At 69.4% G+C, this 17,825-nt stretch carries 15 protein-coding genes and 1 tRNA gene; 3 read left to right on the top strand and 13 right to left on the bottom strand.

The genetic code is table 11. From position 1 onward, the window contains the following. Window positions 1-10: 10 nt before the first annotated feature. On the bottom strand, window positions 11-1,336 hold the full coding sequence (locus BUB97_RS21235) for an omega-aminotransferase AptA (protein ID WP_456306342.1): 1,326 nt from the start codon (window positions 1,334-1,336) through the stop codon (window positions 11-13). Between the two features lie 136 nt (window positions 1,337-1,472). Between BUB97_RS21235 and BUB97_RS26585 the strand changes: the two genes are divergently transcribed. Both BUB97_RS26585 and BUB97_RS21225 read left to right on the top strand, forming a co-directional pair. Next, window positions 1,473-2,720: a glycoside hydrolase family 108 protein gene (locus BUB97_RS26585; RefSeq protein WP_217659728.1), complete on the top strand. Its 1,248-nt coding sequence runs from the start codon at window positions 1,473-1,475 to the stop codon at window positions 2,718-2,720. 60 nt (window positions 2,721-2,780) lie between these two features. Beyond that, a tRNA-Arg gene (locus BUB97_RS21225) sits at window positions 2,781-2,857 on the top strand. An 80-nt stretch (window positions 2,858-2,937) separates the two neighbouring features. On the opposite strand, the gene BUB97_RS21220 is transcribed toward BUB97_RS21225, so the two are convergent. The 8 genes from BUB97_RS21220 to BUB97_RS21190 all read right to left on the bottom strand — a co-directional run bounded on the left by BUB97_RS21220 (window position 2,938) and on the right by BUB97_RS21190 (window position 9,184). Further along, window positions 2,938-3,993, bottom strand: a complete 1,056-nt coding sequence (locus BUB97_RS21220; RefSeq protein WP_073138529.1) for a site-specific integrase — start codon at window positions 3,991-3,993, stop codon at window positions 2,938-2,940. A gap of 4 nt (window positions 3,994-3,997) precedes the next feature. Beyond that, entirely contained in the window at window positions 3,998-4,288 is a 291-nt protein-coding gene (locus BUB97_RS21215; RefSeq protein ID WP_086062434.1) for a helix-turn-helix transcriptional regulator, read from the bottom strand. A gap of 20 nt (window positions 4,289-4,308) precedes the next feature. Beyond that, window positions 4,309-4,638, bottom strand: a complete 330-nt coding sequence (locus BUB97_RS21210) for a DUF2190 family protein (protein WP_073138526.1) — start codon at window positions 4,636-4,638, stop codon at window positions 4,309-4,311. Between the two features lie 2 nt (window positions 4,639-4,640). After that, entirely contained in the window at window positions 4,641-4,856 is a 216-nt protein-coding gene (locus BUB97_RS21205) for a phage head-tail joining protein (RefSeq protein WP_073138521.1), read from the bottom strand. 12 nt (window positions 4,857-4,868) lie between these two features. After that, window positions 4,869-6,716 (bottom strand): prohead protease/major capsid protein fusion protein, encoded by a 1,848-nt coding sequence (locus tag BUB97_RS21200; protein ID WP_073138517.1) that lies wholly within the window; start codon window positions 6,714-6,716, stop codon window positions 4,869-4,871. After that, entirely contained in the window at window positions 6,713-6,871 is a 159-nt protein-coding gene (locus BUB97_RS25950) for a hypothetical protein (protein WP_175562704.1), read from the bottom strand. Before BUB97_RS25950 ends, BUB97_RS21200 begins: the two co-directional genes overlap by 4 nt. Before the next feature lie 218 nt (window positions 6,872-7,089). Beyond that, on the bottom strand, window positions 7,090-8,592 hold the full coding sequence (locus BUB97_RS21195) for a phage portal protein (protein WP_073138513.1): 1,503 nt from the start codon (window positions 8,590-8,592) through the stop codon (window positions 7,090-7,092). 4 nt (window positions 8,593-8,596) lie between these two features. Continuing rightward, window positions 8,597-9,184, bottom strand: coding sequence for a hypothetical protein (locus BUB97_RS21190; RefSeq protein ID WP_073138510.1), 588 nt, complete (start codon window positions 9,182-9,184; stop codon window positions 8,597-8,599). 232 nt (window positions 9,185-9,416) lie between these two features. Between BUB97_RS21190 and BUB97_RS25945 the strand changes: the two genes are divergently transcribed. Beyond that, window positions 9,417-9,770: a hypothetical protein gene (locus tag BUB97_RS25945; RefSeq protein WP_139281412.1), complete on the top strand. Its 354-nt coding sequence runs from the start codon at window positions 9,417-9,419 to the stop codon at window positions 9,768-9,770. Here BUB97_RS25945 and BUB97_RS21185 read toward each other — a convergent pair. The 4 genes from BUB97_RS21185 to acnA all read right to left on the bottom strand — a co-directional run bounded on the left by BUB97_RS21185 (window position 9,694) and on the right by acnA (window position 17,788). Beyond that, the gene (locus tag BUB97_RS21185; protein ID WP_217659727.1) at window positions 9,694-11,502 is read right to left on the bottom strand and encodes a phage terminase large subunit family protein; all 1,809 of its coding nucleotides are present in this window, start codon (window positions 11,500-11,502) and stop codon (window positions 9,694-9,696) included. The genes BUB97_RS25945 and BUB97_RS21185 overlap by 77 nt on opposite strands. After that, window positions 11,489-11,974: a hypothetical protein gene (locus BUB97_RS21180; RefSeq protein WP_139281411.1), complete on the bottom strand. Its 486-nt coding sequence runs from the start codon at window positions 11,972-11,974 to the stop codon at window positions 11,489-11,491. Before BUB97_RS21180 ends, BUB97_RS21185 begins: the two co-directional genes overlap by 14 nt. A 441-nt stretch (window positions 11,975-12,415) precedes the next feature. Beyond that, entirely contained in the window at window positions 12,416-14,515 is a 2,100-nt protein-coding gene (locus tag BUB97_RS21175; RefSeq protein WP_175562703.1) for a virulence-associated E family protein, read from the bottom strand. Between the two features lie 690 nt (window positions 14,516-15,205). After that, window positions 15,206-17,788 (bottom strand): aconitate hydratase AcnA, encoded by a 2,583-nt coding sequence (gene acnA / locus BUB97_RS21170; protein WP_073138505.1) that lies wholly within the window; start codon window positions 17,786-17,788, stop codon window positions 15,206-15,208. Between the last annotated feature and the right edge of the window lie 37 nt (window positions 17,789-17,825).

Genomic DNA, 17,825 nt, shown 5'->3' with positions numbered 1-17,825 from the left:
GCTGTGCTCATCAGGCGATGGCGTGGATCGCGTCGCTCAGCGTGCCCATGATCCGGTCCACATGGGGCTTCTCCACGATCAGCGGCGGGGAGAGGGCGATGATGTCGCCGGTGACGCGGATCAGCACGCCGTCATCGAAGCACTTGCGGAACACGTCCATGGCGCGGGCGCCGGGCTTGCCCTCGCGCGGGGCCAGCTCGATCCCGGCGATGAGGCCGAAGTCGCGGATGTCCACAACGCCCGGCGCGCTGCTGAGCGAATGCGCGGCCTCCTGCCAATAGGGCTCGATCGCGCGGGCCCGGCCGGGCAGGTCCTCCTCCCGGTGAAGGGCGAGGGTGGCGATGGCCGCGGCGGAGGCCAGCGGATGGCCGGAATAGGTGTAGCCGTGGAACAGCTCGATGCCGGCGGGGGAGCCGTTCACCACCGTGTCGAACACCTCGTTGGAGGTGGCGACGGCGCCCATGGGCACGGCGGCGTTGGTCAGGCCCTTCGCCATGGTCATGATATCCGGCGTCACGCCCAGGCGCTCGGCGCCGAAATCCGTGCCGAGGCGGCCGAAGCCGGTGATGACCTCGTCGAAGATCAGCAGGATGCCGTGCTTGTCGCAAAGCTCGCGCAGGCGCTGCAGGTAGCCCGTGGGCGGCACCAGCACGCCGGTGGAGCCCGCCACCGGCTCCACCATCACCGCCGCGATGGTGTCCCCATGCAGCGCGACGAGATCCTCCAGCCGGTCCGCCAGCTCGATGCCGTGCTCCGGCTGGCCCTTGGCGAAGGCGTTTCGCTTGGGGTCATGCGTGTGCGGCAGGTGGTCCACATAGGGGAGCATGGCGCCGAACTGCTTGCGGTTGCCGCCGATGCCGCCCACCGACATGCCGCCGAAGCCGACGCCGTGATAGCCGCGCTCCCGCCCGATCAGTCGCACGCGCTGGGACTGGCCGCGGGCCTTCTGGTAGGCGAGGGCGATCTTCAGCGCGGTATCCGCGCTCTCGCTGCCCGAATTGGTGAAGAACACCTTGTCGATGCCGGCGGGCGTCATCTCCGCCACGCGCGCCGCCGCTTCGAAGGCGATGGGATGGCCGAGCTGGAAGGTCGGCGCGAAATCCATCAGCGCGGCCTGCTTCTGGATGGCTTCGACGATCTCGCGGCGGCCATGGCCCGCATTGCAGCACCAGAGGCCGGCCGTGCCGTCCAGCACCTCACGGCCCTCCGGCGTGTAGTAGGACATGCCCTCGGCTCGGGCGAGCATGCGCGGGTTCTGCTTGAAGTACCGGTTGTCGGAGTAGGGCATCCAGAACGAGTCGAGGTTGTTCGGACGCGGGAGGGACATCTCGTTCATCGCAGCACACCTTCGGGCAGGGCGGCAGGATGCTCCCTTCCGGGGCGGGCGAACAAGGCGCTCCTGACGAAAAGGCTTGATTTCCTATCCGTTCGGGGTTTATGTTCCTGTTCTGTTCTTTGGCAGGAGTCCATCCGTGGCATTTCCCCTCATCGCGGTCGCAGCCGCCCTCGCGCCGGAGATCGTGCGACTGATCGCCGGCGACCGCGCCGGCACCATGGCCGGGACAGTGACCGAGGCGATCCGGCAGGTCACGGGCACCGAGGACCCCGCCGCCGCCCGTGCCGCCCTGGCCGCCGACCCCGAAAAGGCGAATGCGCTGCGCATCCGGCTCGCCGAGATCGCCTTGGAGGGGGAGCGCCTTTCGGCGGAGCGCGAGGCCGGGCAGCGGAATGCCGAGTTGGACAGGTTGCGCGCCACCCTCTCCGACACGCAATCGGCCCGGGCGAACATGGCGGAGATGCTGCGGGGCGGCAGCCGCCTGGCCTGGGGCCCCGCCACCGTCTCCAGCCTGGTGGTGCTGGGCTTCTTCGCGGTGCTGATCCTTCTCGTCACCCTCGATGCGGGGCCTGGAGGCGCGGCGCGCTTCGACCCGCAGGTGGCCTCCGTCATCAACATCACCGTGGGATCCCTGGGCGCGGCCTTCGCGGCCGTGGTGAACTTCTGGATCGGCTCCTCCCAGTCCTCGCGGGACAAGGACGCGATGGTCGGGCGGCTGCAGCAGGCCCAGATGCAGCAGGCGCAGGCGGCGATGGCCACGCTACGGGACGGCGCGCCGATGCGTGAGGCCGGAACGACCGCGCTGCGGCCGGTCTCCCTCGCCACCCCTTCCGGCACCGATTCCGGGGAGGAGCGCTTCGAAGCCTGCCTGAAGGTGGTGCTGCGGGCCGAGGGTGGCTTCGTGAACCACCCGTCCGACCCCGGTGGCGCCACCAACATGGGCATCGCTCTCCGAACCCTCTCGGAGTTCCGGGACGCGGAGGTGACGGAGGAGGATGTCCGGAGCCTGACCCGGGCGGAGGCGCGCGAAATCTACCGGGCCCGCTACTGGACCCCGATGCGCTGCGCCGATTTGCCAGCCGGGATCGACCTCATGGTCTTCGATTTCGGGGTGAATGCCGGGGCCGGCCGCAGCCTGCGCCTGCTTCAGCGCTCGGTCGGGGTTACCCCGGACGGATCGGTGGGGCCGATCACCCTGGCCGCGGTGCGGGCCTGCCGGAGCGCGGAGCTGATCGGCCGGCTGGCCGAGGGGCGGCTGGCCTACTATCGGGGCCTCAGCACCTTCCCGACCTTCGGGCGGGGCTGGACCCGCCGGGTGGATCATGCCCGGCAGGCGGCGCTGGCGATGGCGACGGAGCCCGCCTCGGTTCCGCTGGCGGCCTGAACAGGTTGCCGCCGGGGGGTTCCCCCCGGCGGCCGGAGCGGCTACAAGAGCGCCCGGCGAGGACCCGTAGCTCAGCTGGATAGAGCGTTGCCCTCCGAAGGCAAAGGTCGTACGTTCGAATCGTATCGGGTCCGCCACAGAGTTTGCATTTTCCAGTCCTTACAGTTGGTTAGTGTTTAGAGAGGCAACCCCGGCCAGGGGGTTGCCTCTCATCCTTTCATGCCTCTGCCGTTCTGTTGAGCCTGGACATGGCAGTTGCGGCCAGCCGCACCTGATCCGCAGCCCGCGTGTATCGCGTGATCTCCGACAGCGTGGCGTGGCCGGTGATCGCGCCGATCTCGTTCGCCGTGCATCCGGCCTCGGCCAGCCGCCGTGCAGCGGCCTTGCGAAGGCCGTGGGGGCTACAGCCGGCAGGCAGTCCGGCGTCACGGGCGCAGGCCGTGAACCAGTTGGAAAAGCCCTCCGGCGAGAAGGGCTTGCCCGCCCTGGCGGTCAAGAAGGTCAGATGTCCGGACTTGTGGGCGTCCTTGGCATCCGTCAGCGCCGGGTGGACCGGGATCGTCAGCCGGGCGCCCGTCTTATTTTGCACCACGTCCAGAACCGTCAGTGCCTTGCCGTCGCGCTCCACCGTCCGGAGATGCTGGCGGCCCATCCGGACCACATCTCCGCGCCGCTGGCCGGTGTAGAGGAGGAGGGCGAGGGCCAGCCGGGCGCGCGTCCCTAGGGGCCACTTCTCCTCGAAAGCGGCAATCTCCTCCTCGGTCCAGCTATGGAAGCCCTTCACCTTGGCGCGCACCTTCCGCACGCCCTGGGTCGGGTCATCCTTACGCCAGCCGCGCTCTACGGCGTAGCGCATGAGGTACTTGAAGATGCGGAGGAGGTTGTTCGCGGCAGCCGGTTTGTCGGCCTTCCCATCTAGCAGGCGGCGCAGCCTGGGCGCGTCGAGGTCGCCCACCAGCTTGTCACCGTGATCCGCGCGGATACGTTCCGCGATCCCGCGATAGGTGGCTTGGGTGGCCGGCGCGAGACGCTTGAAGTCGCTGGACGAGTACCACGCGAGGATCAGCGCTTCCATTGTCCCGGCCTCCGTCCGCTGGGCGCCGACGGGCACCGGCTGGCCGGCAAGGGCGGCCTGATACACGGCCATGAACTCTGGGGAGCCGGGCAGGCCGGGGATGGTCGCCCGCGCATAGCCTGGGCGGCGGAAGTAATACCGGGTCGTGCCGTGCCGATCCCGGAAGCGGTGGACATAGGGGAGCGCGATCTTCGCCACGGTCTCAGTCCCAGGTGTTGCTGCGCGCAGGTTGCCCCCGGCGAGGCATGGCACGGAAGGCGGCGCGTAGTTCCTCGGGGTCCCAGAGGACCCGGCCCCCGATCTCGAAGGGTGCGGGCATCCGCGCATCGGTCACAAGGGTATCAAAGAAGGAAGGGGAAATGCCCAGCAGGGCGGCGGCCTGGGTTCGGCTTACGGCGAAGGGTAGGACGCCGGGGGGCAGGGCGTCGAAGGCGCCCACCGCGCCCGCCGGGGAGGGTGTCGCGGCCTCCCCGGGCTGGGCGCGGCGGGACATCGGAAGTTACTTCCAGCCGGTCACAGAGCGCCGGACAGCCTGACGGCCACTTCGGCCGCCCCTGAGCCCGCCGGCTCGGTCGCGACGCCCAGCTTCGTGTTTCCGCTGGCCGTCTTCGTGACCAGCTTCGTGCCGCTGGCGTAGTAGGCGGCATCACCCACGGCGAAGGCGTCGGCCGCCACCTTGGGCAGGCTGAAGACTCCGGTTACATCCACGTCCACGGGCGCGCCCTGGGTGGCAGAGCCGTTCGCCACTCCGACGATGACGCCCACTTGCACGACTCCACCGGACAGCACGTCGGCCGGAGCGGGGATGGTCAGCGTGTCCCCACGCTGGATGAAGTTGCGCATGGTCAGAGTCCTTTCGAGGTTCGGAAGATGATGGTGTGAGGGGTGGCGCGGCCGGCTCGCAGGATGGCCGCCTCCACGGAAGCAATGGCGCGAGCCAGTTCGGCATCGCTGCCGAACCGCACCCGATCTCCACCTGCATCCGTGATCTCGCGGACCCCGCCCATCCGGAGGTTCAGCAGCTTCGCGCGCCAAGCGATCAGTTGGGCGAGGTCGTCCATCGTCCGGCCGCCTTAGATCGCGTCGCCCGGATTACGCTGGGCGCCCCGGAAGTCGGTCACGCCGCAGCCGAAATCGAGGACGACGCGGAAGCTGCGGCCCAGCACGTCCCATCCGTCACGCGAGGCAAGTTGCGGCCCCGGCGCGCTGGACAGGTAACCGCACTGGATGACGGGCGAAGTGGCCGGGTCCGCGAACAGCATCCAGGCGCCTGCCGGAAGCCGGGGCTCCACCAGCACGGTCAGCTTGCCGCCGAACGGATTGACGGCCTCCGTGGTGGTGGCGGTCAGCGCGCCGACCACCTGCTCGGCCTCGGTCTCCTGCTCAGGCGCGACCAGCAGGAACCGGGGCGTGACATTGGCCGGCGTGTTATTCGGATTGCGTTGCCGGCGCATCGCTGTCCGCGCGGCCGTCAGGGCCTCAACGGAGAGGCTATCACCTGTCAGCAGGTTGCCGTGATCGGCGTGGAAGAGGGTCTTCCCATCGCCCAGCTTGGCGCCCATGCCGGCATTCGCCGTCAGCAGGCCGACGATGGTAGCGGCCTCGGTCTCGGCCGCAGCCTTACCCATCTGCCGCTGCCAATCCGCGAAGGCGCCCAGGTCGTCGTTCACCAGCGCCTTGCGGCTCAAGTTGAAGAGGCCGGCGAAGGTCTCCAGCGCGAAGCCTTCCTTCGCCTCGGCCGCCGTAACAGCCTTGATCTCGCCGGACTCGGTCACGCGCTGAAGCGTGCCCGGCCCATCTAGGCGCAGCAGGGAGATGGCGCGGAAGTCGCGGGCGAGACGCTGGCGTGCCAGGGTCGTGCGGACGGGCGAGGCGGCGGCCGTGTAGGACGCCAAAAGGATGTGCTCGCCAGCGCCATCCAGAAGGGCGGGGAAATCGCTCACCGTATGTTGAGCCCGAATCAGGACGGCCTCATCGGACATGCTGCCAAGCCCGCGCTCCCCGTTGCGCGCCAGGGCATCGCGCGCCATCCCGGCCAGCGTCATCCCGGCATAGGGACGGGCGGCATCGGACAGCGGGCAGAGGTCGGGCGCATTGCGATGCGCCAGGGCTTCCACTTGCCGCGCGTGGATCAGTTCCGGGGCATCGTGCTGCACGCCCACATGCGTGCGGATCGGCTGCGCGCTGCGGGTCAGGTGCTCGAACGCGGCAGCCCGCGTCTGCTCCACCGTGGCCCCCGCGTCAATCTGGGCGTCCGCGAACTCGGCGCCCAGATTTGCTGCACGGGCAATGCTACGGATTTCCGCATTGATGGCGGCGCGGGTCTGCATCTCGCCCGGCTGGGCGGCGGGCGCTTCATGCTCCGTGGCAAGGGCTTCGATTTCTGGCGGCATGGTACGAGACTCCTGGGAGGGGGTGGAACGGATGCGCGCGCCGTCGTCGGCGGGCGCGATGACGAGACTGACTTCGCGAAGGGCGAGACGGCCGGCCGTGCGGACGCGCTGCCCGCCTTCGGTCGAATCCGCCCAGGTCATGACGACGTATCCGACACTCACGCCGGACAGGTGGCCGTCCTTGACCAGCCCCCAGGCGTGGTCGTCAGCAAGCCGGAGCCGCCCAACGATGGTGTGCCTTCCCTGGGCGTCGGTCTCGCGACGTATCTGGTCCACGGAACCGATCACATGCTGGACGCTGGCCCCGTTGTGGTTGTCCAGTAGGGGCAGGGATCGCGGCAGTTCCAGATTGGCCGGACCAAGGCTCAGGCGCTCGATATAGCCGCCGCGCTGCACGCTCGCGCCCGACGAGAGCACGGCCAAAACCGTGCGCTCGGCCTCGTTGATGCTGGCCGGACGGAGTGACGGTCCCGGTGCGCGGCGCGTCAGCATGCCGGGATCGGCGGCGCGGGTCAGGGTCTCGCTCATGGGCGGGCCTCGCGATTGATCTTCAGTGCGGCCCGGCGCTGGGCGCGGGAGGACTGCGGCGCGCCTTCATGCGGCAGTCGGAAGTTATTTCCGGCCGGCTGCATCGAAGGCTTTCCGCCCCGCAGCGCACGGCGTGCGGGCTTCGCGTCGCCCATGTATCGAATCCGCGAGATTTCGGGCATTTAGCGACTCTCCTCTTCCTTGCGGCGCAGGGCCGCAGCGGCGCGCCGGAGATGTCGGGATGGCGGCATGGCCGCTTCCATGCCTCGCCCATACCCTTCGCTCAGGTCCGGCCTCATGCCCGTGCCAGACAACTCCTTCGGCAGGGGCCGGAGACGGCCGAATCGGGTGGGGCGTGTGAAGGAACTGCGGCTCACGTCTCGGGCTCCTGATCGTCGGCGGGCGATTCGTCGGAAGTTATTTCCGGCGCTTCGGCGGCGGGCTGGCCGTTGGCCGGGATCGGGAAGGGGCCGATGCCAAGAGCCCGTTCGCGCTCGCGGTCGGCCGCGATCTCCGCGTCCAGGGCCTCGATGTTCCAGCCCTGCGAGGCTACGGCCTGACGGCGGGACATGATGCCGGCGGCCATGGCTTCCCGGATCGCGGCGATGTCGGCTTTCGGATCTATCCACGGTTGCGCGGGCGGCAGGAACTCGGCCGGAAGAAGGTCGTCCAGCGCCGGCGCGCCCAGGTCATCGAGGTCGCCCGCGAGGAAGGATAGCGTGACCCAGCGTTCCCAAATCGGACGCAGCAACTGCGGCACCAACATGGTGTAGAACAGGCGCTCAATCTCAGCGCGGAAGGCTTGCAGGCCGGCGCGCAGGGAGGAGAAGTTGGCCTCCGAAAGGTCGCCCGAGACGATGAAGGAGGGCACGCCCAGAGCCGTGGCGATAGCGCGAATCTCGGACGCGATGAAAGCGGCGGTCTGGGACACCTGCGCAGGGGCGTTCCACCGCACGTCAAGCCCGCCCGGAAGGCGAATCATGGTGCCCGGTTCAGCATGGGCGATTGGTCCATCGAAGGGATCGGAGGCCGCGCCGGCCGGGTCCACGATCACGCCCAGGTGCATGGCGCTCACCTTTACGCCTACCAGCGCGGCGTCCTGCAACTGATCCAGTTCCCCGGCCCGCACGAGCGCGGCTGCGAGCCGCGACAGCCCGCGCACCTGCCCAGCGCTCAGGATTTCACGGACGTGCAGTAGGTCGGTCGCGAGGATGCGGCGGGCGGGGCGGTAGGAGTCGAAGGAGGCGGAGGGATCGGGCTCGCGCACCCAATACGCGACGCGGGTGCCGTTGGCGTCGAACTCCACACCGGCCACGATCTGCCCACCGTTCGGCAGGGCACGGCTCTCCGCGAAGTCCACGGCCTCAGACGGCACGATCCTCAGCAACAGGCGGCGGCCGTCCTGCACCGGGATAAGGTGAACGAATACGTCGCCGTCCCGCAGCGCGTCGCGCAGGATGGCCGCGATGAGGCCGGCGAGGTCAGTCCCGCCATCGGCGTCGCAGCGCAGCCCCCAGGGACCGAAGTGCGCACTTAGGGCTGCCCGCACAGTGGCGTCCGGATGCTGCGGCGTCGTCATCGGGCCAGCGCCGCAGCAGGCCGTCACGATGGCGTCGAGAGCACGACGGATATACCCGTTATTGAAGTAGGCGTGCCGCGCCTTCCACATGGTGGCCTGCGCGCCCGCCAGCATCGCGGAGGGAGCGTGATGGATCGTCGCCCCGCCACGACGGCCGCCCGCCGCCTCGATTGAGGCGCCACCAACCGCACGCGGCCCGGCGTAGTTCCAGCCGTCATCCGCCCACTGGCGTGTGCCAGTGGCGCGGGCGACGCGCCTTGAGGGGGCGGGGCCGATGCGGGTGATGCGGACGGGCATGGGATCAGTGCTCGGTCGCAGTCGTGTCGGCCTCGGCCAGCGCCTTCAGTCGGCGGGCCAGCGGCGTCAGACGAACGGCGAGGACGGACTCCACCTCGAATCCGTCATCCGAGATGCCGTCGGGAAGGAAGGGTTCAAGCGCGCTCGACGCGCATGCGTCGACTCGTCGTGCCGCCGTCTGCGGATGAACGCGACGGTTAAGGTGAAGGACCCACTCCGTCCCGTCGTTGGCTGCGAAGATCGCATGGGTCACCGGATGGTGGGACTGCCGCGAGGCGGGGTGGTCCGGCCCCCAGGCGTAGAGGGCCCGGGAGGCGGCCTGGATCGCGTCGGCCTCGGCGCCCGCCGCGCGAGCGACGCGAAGGGCAGCGGCGGCCAGCACGTCGCTCCAGGCCAGCCAAATTCCTTTCGCGCCGCCGGGGCCGGAGCGAGTCTGGACCAGCCGTTCTGCGACGTGGCGGCGAAGCTGCGTCGTCGGGTCGGTGCTATCCGGCACCACGAGGCCAATAAGCTGGGCGGCATACGGCAGGGTTAGGCGCCCGCCGGGTTCCGGATGGGCGAACAGCGGAGCGGGAAGCTTGTCGTCGGACATCGGCCGATCCTCTCGGGGCGGGGTCGATGACCAACATGGTCTTAGTGATTTCCAGAATCAAGGATGTTTAGAGAGAAACAATTCAATTGACGGACTAAAGGAACGACCTTAAGTCGGGGTGGTCCTGGCTGTTGGAAGCGGCCCTGGGCCAACCCGGGAAGCGAACGCCGCCGGACAGCCTCACCGCTGCCCGGCGGCACCCCTCCCACAATCCGGACCAAAAGGCGGCATCATGCCCAGCATCAATCCGACGCGCCTGGAGCGCGCCACCCTCATCCGCGACAAGGTGCAAAGCCTGATACAGACACACGTGAGCCAATGGCCTGAAGGGCAGCCGGACCGCAGCACCATCCGTGCCGGCGAGTGGATCATCACCGTTTGGACCCGTGACAACGGGGCGCGTACACAGGTCATGGACGTGAACCGCGGTCGCAAGCTGATGAGCGTCGAGTGGGACAAAGACGGTACGCGGTTGATCGCCTTCGACCCTGGCTCTTGGGATGATGAACTCATCGCCGTCCTCGACTCATCCAGTCGCTTCGTATCGTCTCGAACGACTGAAGGGGCTTCGGCGCGGCTGCACTAGCCAATTCCTCCGCGCGCCGGGCTGGATCGGCCTGCACCAGCCCGCGCGCAGCTACCGCGTACACCACGCAATCCAGCGCCTCGGCCCTGCGGCCGGGGACGCGCTCGAAATAGCGGACGGGGCGCCCATGGGTATAGCGGGTGCGCCGCCGCTCGGCCGTGAATTGTTCGAACCACACGGATTCTAGGCTGGCGCTGAACCGGATGCTGCGCGCTGCAACGCGGGCGAGAAGCTGGGCTTTGATCGTATCTACCCCGACAATCATGAGCGACGTGCCGCGTGTCTTGCTCGCCTGGACGGGCGGCCTGTTTCCATCATCGCCTTTGCACGCGAAGACGCGCAGGTGCCGGCGGGCCTTACAGAACGCCGTCACGCGCTCGGTCGTGTTGCCGTCGCCAGAGTCGATCAGCGCGCAATCTACCCGCAGCGTCCCGCCGTTCGGATGCGGCCACGTCGTCTTTAGCGCGTCATCCAGTTCCGCCCAAGTCGTGTCGGCCTGCACGTCGCCGTAGATCACGGAGTGCGCCAGCACCAGCGGCACACCTTCGGCGGTCCAGCCCAGGAAGGTGCATTCGAGGCGGTCCGGCTGCACGTCAACGCCCAAGGTGATGAACAGCACCTCGGCCGGGATAGCGTCGAGGCCGAACGGCTCCACGCGCGCCGCGAGGTCGGTCTCGTCTATCTCCTCCGCGTCCTCTCTCCATCCCTGCGCGAGGATGGTGTTCACGAACGGTTGCAGCGTCTCCGGGCCGCCGCGCTTTGCGGCTAGAAATTCCCTCGCCAGGATGCCCCAGCGCGCGTTCGCCAGCGGCGAAATCAGCGCGTTGAGCCTGAAGCCGGCGTGTCCCTGCACCTCGGGCGCGGTCGCCCGCCAGCGAGCCGCCTCCACCATGTCGGCCTTGTGCCGCTCCTCCGTCGTGCGGTCGCAATGCGGGCAGACGAACGCGGCCTTCTCGGGCTGCGATTCCGGCCAACGGATGTGTTCCCAGAGGATTTCCGTGAAGCCGCCGCAATGAGGGCACGGCACCTCAAACACGCGGCGGTCGCTTTGACCGTACTGCCGCAGCACGACAGAGGTAGCCTCAAAGGTCGGCGTGCTGCCGATGATGATCTTCCGGTCAGGGAAGGAGAGGGTGCGCCGCTCGGCCAGCAGGACAGGATCACCCTCGGCCGTCACCTCGATCCCGTCCGCCTCATCCACCAGCAGGACGCGCACGTTGTGAGACCGCAGATTGCGGGGAGCGCGCCCAGGGACCACTTTCAGCGATCCGCCGGGGTAGCGCCTCGCCAGCAACGTGTTCCGCCCACCTCCCTCCGCAGCATCCGCCGACAGCAGCCCGGCCACCTTGGGCGACGCCGCGAACAGAGGCTCCAAATCGTCAACTACATACCTGCGGCAATCTGCCTCGGTCGGGAGGAGTGCGAGCACCTGGGCGGGATCGTTCGCCGCGTGGTGCGCGATAAGGCCGGACAGCAGGGTCGTGAAGCCTAGCCGGACGGACTTCACCAGCGTCACCCGCTCCAGCGTCGGATCGGTCAGGGCATCCGCGATCTCGCGCTGATAGGGGAACAGCCGGACGGGGCCGGGGATCGCGCTGACGGTATCCGGCAGCTTCAGCGTGGACTCCATCCACTCCGACAACCGCAACCGGGGCGGCGGGCGCAGCACGCCCAGAGCATCGGCGCGGAGGCGGGCCAGGGCGGGGCGCCAGAGCGCGTCAGATTCCATCATTGGCCTGCTCCTCCAGCGCATCCCGGATTACTCGATCCAGCTCCGCGATATCTCCGGGTGTCAGGCTGCCCCGGCGCGCGTGGAAGCGGCTGGGCACCGCCAGCATGGAGGCGCGCACCTGCCCCAGCATGTCCGCCCACTCGCGGGCTACTGTCACCCTGGGCACCAGTTCGCCGCGCTTGGCCGCGTTCGCCAGTTCCACCTTCTCGGCTTGGGCGGCCAGCAGCCGCGCCTTGTCGCCAGTGGGAGCGGCCTTCGGCGCCTGGGCATGGGCGAACGCGGCGCGCAGCGACTCCCGCAGCGGGAAGCGCCCACGCGCGGAGCGCCGGATGATCCCGGCATCCACCCACTTTCCCAGGGTTCGGGGCGAGACGCCCAGCAGGTCGGCCAGCACATCCACGGATACCTCGCCAGGGAGGCCGCTGGACGCCTCCACGGGCTCCGGAGGTGCCTTGGCGGGGGTAGCGGTCATACGCGCCTCCACGGGCCTGAAATCGGCCTGCATGGATTTTCGGTTGCATGGAGGGAGATCACGCGGCTCCGCGCCCCCCGCTCCCCGGCACCCCCTGGGGAGGACCCATCCGGGGGCGGGGTATGCCCGCCCACAAGCAAGGGCGCGGCGTGTTCCAGCCTGCCGTTCCGACCTTGTTGGAACGCGATACTCCCAACGTTAACAGGGTTTTGGCTGCCCTGTTCCATGTTCCAACCTCGGGTCGGAAAGGTCTCCGGCACGTCCGCGACCCTCCCGCGCCCATATCGCTCCCCCTTATTCTTGTGTGTGGGAGTCCTCTCTAGGAAGTAGGTTGGAACGGTTGGAACAGGTGCAGAAACGCCCCGCGCCACAAGGCTTTTGCGCGTTCCAACGTAGGTCGGAACTAGGTAGGAACAGCCGGCGAGGTCGGAACACAGCATGTCAGATGTCCGCCGCCGGATCGGGCCGGAAGTAGGTCCACAACGTCTTGTCGCCGTAGCGAACCTTCCGCTTCTCCCAGCCCAGCGCCTTCAGCATCTTCGCCACGGCCATCTGATCGGCGCGCGGGAAGTGACTTCCACGGCCGTCCAGGGCTTCCGTCCACACCTGGGCGGCCGTCACCCGGTCCCGCCGCTCGGCGTCCTCCCCGTACTGCGACCGCTCGCCGTCCAGCCACGCGCGCACCAGCGGGATACGGGCGTCCACCTCCTCCCGCGCGGCTTCCTGGGCGGGCGTCGCATATATCTCCTGCCATCGTCGCGTCGGGTGCCACGCCTCGCCCGCGCGGTAGGCGGTGGCCGCCTCTGCCCATAACTGATCGCGGTCCCGCCGCAGGGCGTCGAGGTCGGGTGTGCCCACCTCCAGCGGCCAGAAGCGCCGGTTACCCGTGTCGTCCTTCAGGAACTCCGACTCGTTTGTTGTGCCGATGAAGGCGAGGCCGCGCGGCTCCCTGACGGGCTGGCGCCCATATTTCGGCGTGAACTCCTCCACCGCGCGCGTCAGGAAGTCTTTCAGCGTGCGGAAGTCGGTTCGGCGAAACGCATCCAGTTCCGCCACCTCGATCAGCCATTTCCCGCGCAGCGCCATGGCCGTGCGAACGGAGTCCTCTCCTACCGGGGGGAGCGTGTCGCTGAACCACTCGCGGCGCGGCATCAGCGCCTTGCAGAACGAGGACTTTCCGGCCCCCTGGGCACCGATCAGCGCGGGCATATGATGCACCTCGCAGCCGGGTTCATAGGCGCGCGCGACCAGTGAGATGAGGAACATGCGGCCGATCCCCTGCGCATACGGGTCGGCCTTGGCGCCCGCGTACGCGTGCATGAGGTTTGCGAGGCGGGGCGTGCCGTCCCACCGTAGCCCGTCGAGGTAGTCCCGCACGGGGTGGAAGCGGTGATCCCGCGCGACGAACTCCACGGCCTCCCGCATATCCTCCCGGGAGACCATCAGACGGATGCGCTGAATCCACCGCCGCGCAGCCGTGGTATCCGCCTCCTCCCACGGCTCCGGCACGGCATACGGCGCGCGGTCCAGCCCGTCCCCGTCGTGCGTCGGTAGCGGGCGCAGCTTCACCACCGTCTGCGCCATGGCGTCGAACGCCAGCACGTCCGCCCAATCCGGGTGCAGGCGCAGCGTGACAACGGCATTCTCCAGGCACGGCACGGCTCGGCGCTTCTCCTCCTCGCCCACCGTCATCAGCGTGGCCAGCCATGCGCGCTCCGGCTCGACGCGGGCGGCGGCACGCGCCCAGGTCCGGGCCACCTCGCGTTCCGGCTTCTCGGCCGCCCAGGGGGCCACGTCGGGGTGATCCCGCCATTCCGCCTCGCCCTTCCCATCGCGGGCGAGGTCACAGGCGAGGCGGAACGCGACGCCGGAGCGGGACTCGTCCTTCGGCCGCCGGAGCGGCGCGACGTGCCCGCCGGCCTCGCCCCCCTTGGGCGGCTTGCTGCCCTTCCCGACGGCCCCGGCGTCGAGGTCATGGGCGAGGTCCAGCGCGCGACCTTCCACCAGTTCCACCCGGTGCGCCGGGTTCCCGGCAACGGAGCCGTAGAAGTAGGCTTGCGAGAGGGCGAAGGACTCCCCCGCGAGGATGCCGCCCAGGGCGCCGTTCAGCCGCTCAGCCATGTGCCTGCGCTTCTCCGGCGCCAGGGACTTGGAGAAGGGCGCCAGGACACGCCAGCGTGGGGCCTCGGGCGTGTGGCTGGGCGAGGTATAGACCAGGGCGGCCAGCCGGGCGGCCTTCAGCCGGGCAATGGCCTCCTCCACGCCCACCTCGCCACCGTCGTAATCCGCCTCCACGCCGTCCACGGCCAGCACGTTGGCGTCATGCCGCAGGCTGCCCTTCTCGGTCTTCCGATCTCCGAACCGGGCCAGCTTCAGCCAGGGCAGGGCGTCCTTCTTCGGGGCCGTCCGCTTCAGGATGGCCGGGGCGAGGTCCCGCAGGGTTATCGCTACCTCTTTCTTCGTGGAGGCGGCATGGCTCGTGAACCGGGTGACGGTCAGCACCCGTTCCAGGGCGTCGGGGGAGCCGGACTCGTCGTCCAAGTAGGCGTCCGCCCATGCCTCATCGTGGGCGTCGGTGCCGGCGATGCCGCCCCGAGTCGTTCCGGCGCTCATCGGGCACCCCCGCCATGGCCGGAGGTTTGCCGATCCCAGAAAAAAGCATTGGGAAACAGTGGGAGCCGTGCTAGCAGTTTGCCTGCGCAGCGCTTTGAAAAGGCTGTATTATGGGACCCGCATCGGGTCCGCCATCCTCCTCTCCTAAGCCAATGAGCGCGTCGGCCTTTTGGGCCAATTTGGCGCTGGGCAGAGTATCCACACCCAGGCTGGCGTCAGCTCACTCACGAGGGGCTAAGTCCAAGCTCACGCGCACTTCCGGGTGCTTACGCGCCGGTGCCGGTGCTTGCCGCTGGCAACCTGCCCGTGACCCCTCCCCAAGCGGTCGTGCACCTTCGTGTCCGCGCGAGGCCCGGGGGGGGCATAACCCGGGCGCGCGTTCCTACCCACCTATCCCGCGCACGACTTCCCTCCTCAAAAGTCACGGGGTTGGCCGGGGCGGATCCGGAGATGGGTAAGGTCGAATTTTTTCTCTGTCCCGGAAGTCTTAGGCCCCCCGCGCACACACCTGCGCCCCGCTTCCCGTGCTCCCCGCCCTTATAGGGGACGGGAGAGCGGCGGGAGCAGGGGAGCAGCCGTCAGGCCAGCTAGATGCCTAAGCGGTGGAAACCCGCACACTCACGCCGCGCGGTCCGGCCGCCAGCGCGATGCAATGAGCGGAAGGACACCGCCGCCGGCCAGATCCTCCGCCTCCTCCTCCGTCTCGATCCCGCAGAGGAGGTCCAGCTCGACGCGGCGCTCTCCCTGCTGGAAGCGCGCCCGCACCGTACTGCCTGGCCGCATCGCCTGTGGCAGGCCGAAGAGGTCCACCTCCTCCTCCCCTGTCAGTCCGAGCGTCTCGGCGCCCGTCCCTTCCGGAAAGGCCAGGGGCAGCACGCCCATGGCGACGAGGTTCGCGCGGTGGATGCGCTCGAAGCTCTCCGCGATCACGGCGTGGATACCGAGGATGCGCGTGCCCTTCGCCGCCCAGTCCCGCGCCGATCCCGCCCCGTAGTTGCGGCCGGCCACCACCACCGCCGGCACCCCCGCCGCGGCGTAGGCTGCCGCCGCCCCGTGGATGGAAAGGACCTCGCCACTGGGCAGAAGGCGAGTGAAGCCGCCCTCCCGCCCCGGTACGAGCCGGTTCCGCAGGCGCAGGTTGGCAAAGGTGCCGCGCGCCATGGCCTCATGGTTCACCCGGCGAACACTGTAGGACTGGAGGTCGCCTGCCGGCGCCCCCTGCGCGACGAGCCAGGTACCTGCCTCGGAGTCCTCGGGAATGCGGGAGATCGGGGAGATGTGGTCCGTCGTCACGTCGTCGCCGAGCAGGGCGAGGATACGCGCCCCCGTCACGTCGCCCCGGATCTGCGGGGCCGCGAGCGGGCCGGTGGCGAAGGGAGGCGGCCGCAGGAATCCGCTCCCCGGATCCCAGGGAAAGCGGGCTCCACCGGGCGCCACCATGGCCTGCCAGGCGGGGCTGCCGACGAAGGCATCCGCGGTCCGCGCCAGATAGAGCGCGGGACGGATGGAGGCCTCGGCAGCCGCCACGGCCTCGTCGTCTGGCCAGAGCTCGGACAGCATCACCGGGCGCCCTTCGGCGTCGTGGCCCAGCGGCTCGGCCGTCAGGTCCCGGCGAAGCGTGCCGGCTAGGGCATAGGCGACGACGAGCGGCGGCGAGGCGAGATAGCCCAGCCGCACGAGCGGATGGACCCGCCCCTCGAAATTGCGGTTGCCAGAGAGCACGGCGGCTACGTTCAGCCCACCGGCGCGGATGCCCGCCTCGACATCGGGGGGGAGGGGACCGGAATTGCCCATGCAAGTCATGCAGCCATGGCCCGTCAGCGCGAATCCCAGGGCCGACAGATCGTCCAGCAGGCCCATCTCGGCGAGGTAGCCGGTGACCACCCGTGAGCCCGGGGAGAGGGAGGCCTTCACCCAGGGCTTCGGCACCAGCCCGCGCCGGCGCGCCGCGCGCGCCAGGAGGCCGGCACGCAGCATGGAGGTAGCATTGGCGGTATTCGTGCAGCTCGTGATGGCGGCGATGACGACGTCGCCGTCCACAAGTCCGGTCCGCTCCTTCCCGGCCCGTAATGGCGGCAGGGTGGCCGGGACCTCCGAGAGGCGTCGCCGCTCCTGAGGCCGAGAGGGGCCGGCCAGCACGGGCTCCACGGATCCGAGGTCGAAACGCAGCACCTCGTCGAAATCGCGCCCGCCATCAGCGCGCCAGAGGCCCTGTGCCTTCGCATAGGCTTCGACCAGCCCAATCCTCGCCTCGTCCCGTCCGGTCAGGCGGAGGTAGCGCAGCGTCTCGGCATCCACGGGGAAGAAGCCCATGGTGGCCCCGTATTCCGGGGCCATGTTGGCCACCGTCGCGCGGTCCGCGAGGGAGAGGGCGTCCAGGCCCGGCCCATCGAACTCCACCACCTTGCCCACCACCCCGTGGTGGCGCATTGCCTCGGTGAGGGTCAGGGCGAGGTCCGTCGCCGTCACGCCCGCTGCCAGACGACCCGAAAGCTGAACGCCAAGGACGCGTGGCACGCGCAAGGCCACGGCCCGGCCGAGCATCGCCGCGAGGGCCTCGATCCCGCCCACGCCCCAGCCGAGAACACCGAGCGCATTCACCATCGTGCTGTGGCTGTCCGTGCCCAGCATCGTGTCGGGGAAGGCGAGGCCGTCGCGCAGCACCACTCCCTCGGCCAGGATCTCCAGGTTCACCTGATGGATGATGCCCATGCCCGGCGGCACCACGCGCAGGCGGTGGAAGGCACCCTGCGCCCAGCGCAGGAAGCGGTAGCGCTCGGCGTTGCGCCGGAACTCGATGGCAAGGCTGGCCTCGGCAGCCCCGGGCGTACCATGGACGTCCACTTCCACCGAGTGGTCCACCACGAGGTCCACGGGGATGGCTGGCTCCACCAGGGCCGGGTCCTCCGCCGTGTCGCGAAGGGCGGCGAGGTCGGCCAGCACCGGCAGGCCGGAGCTGTCCTGCATGAGGATGCGCGCGGGGCGCAGCCGGACAGTGGCCGAAGGATCGCGGGCGGCGATCGCGGCCAGCGCCTCCTCCTCTCCGTGGCGTAGCGCATCCTCCGCCAGGATGCGGAGGCTCGCTGGCAGGCCGGCGAAATGCGCCAGCCCGGCGGCCTCCGCCGCGGCGAGAGAGACGTGCTCGATGCCTGGCAGGAGAGGGCGGCGGAAAGCGCCCGCCAGGCCGCCGCCTTCCTTCATGCGAGTGCCGCCGCGGCGATGAGCCCGATCTTGCCCG

It is taken from the genome of Muricoccus roseus, assembly GCF_900141905.1.
Taxonomy (GTDB): Bacteria; Pseudomonadota; Alphaproteobacteria; order Acetobacterales; family Acetobacteraceae; genus Roseomonas; species Roseomonas rosea.
The sequence above is the reverse complement of the archived record's forward strand: the minus strand, read 5'-3'. Positions and strand labels throughout refer to the sequence as shown.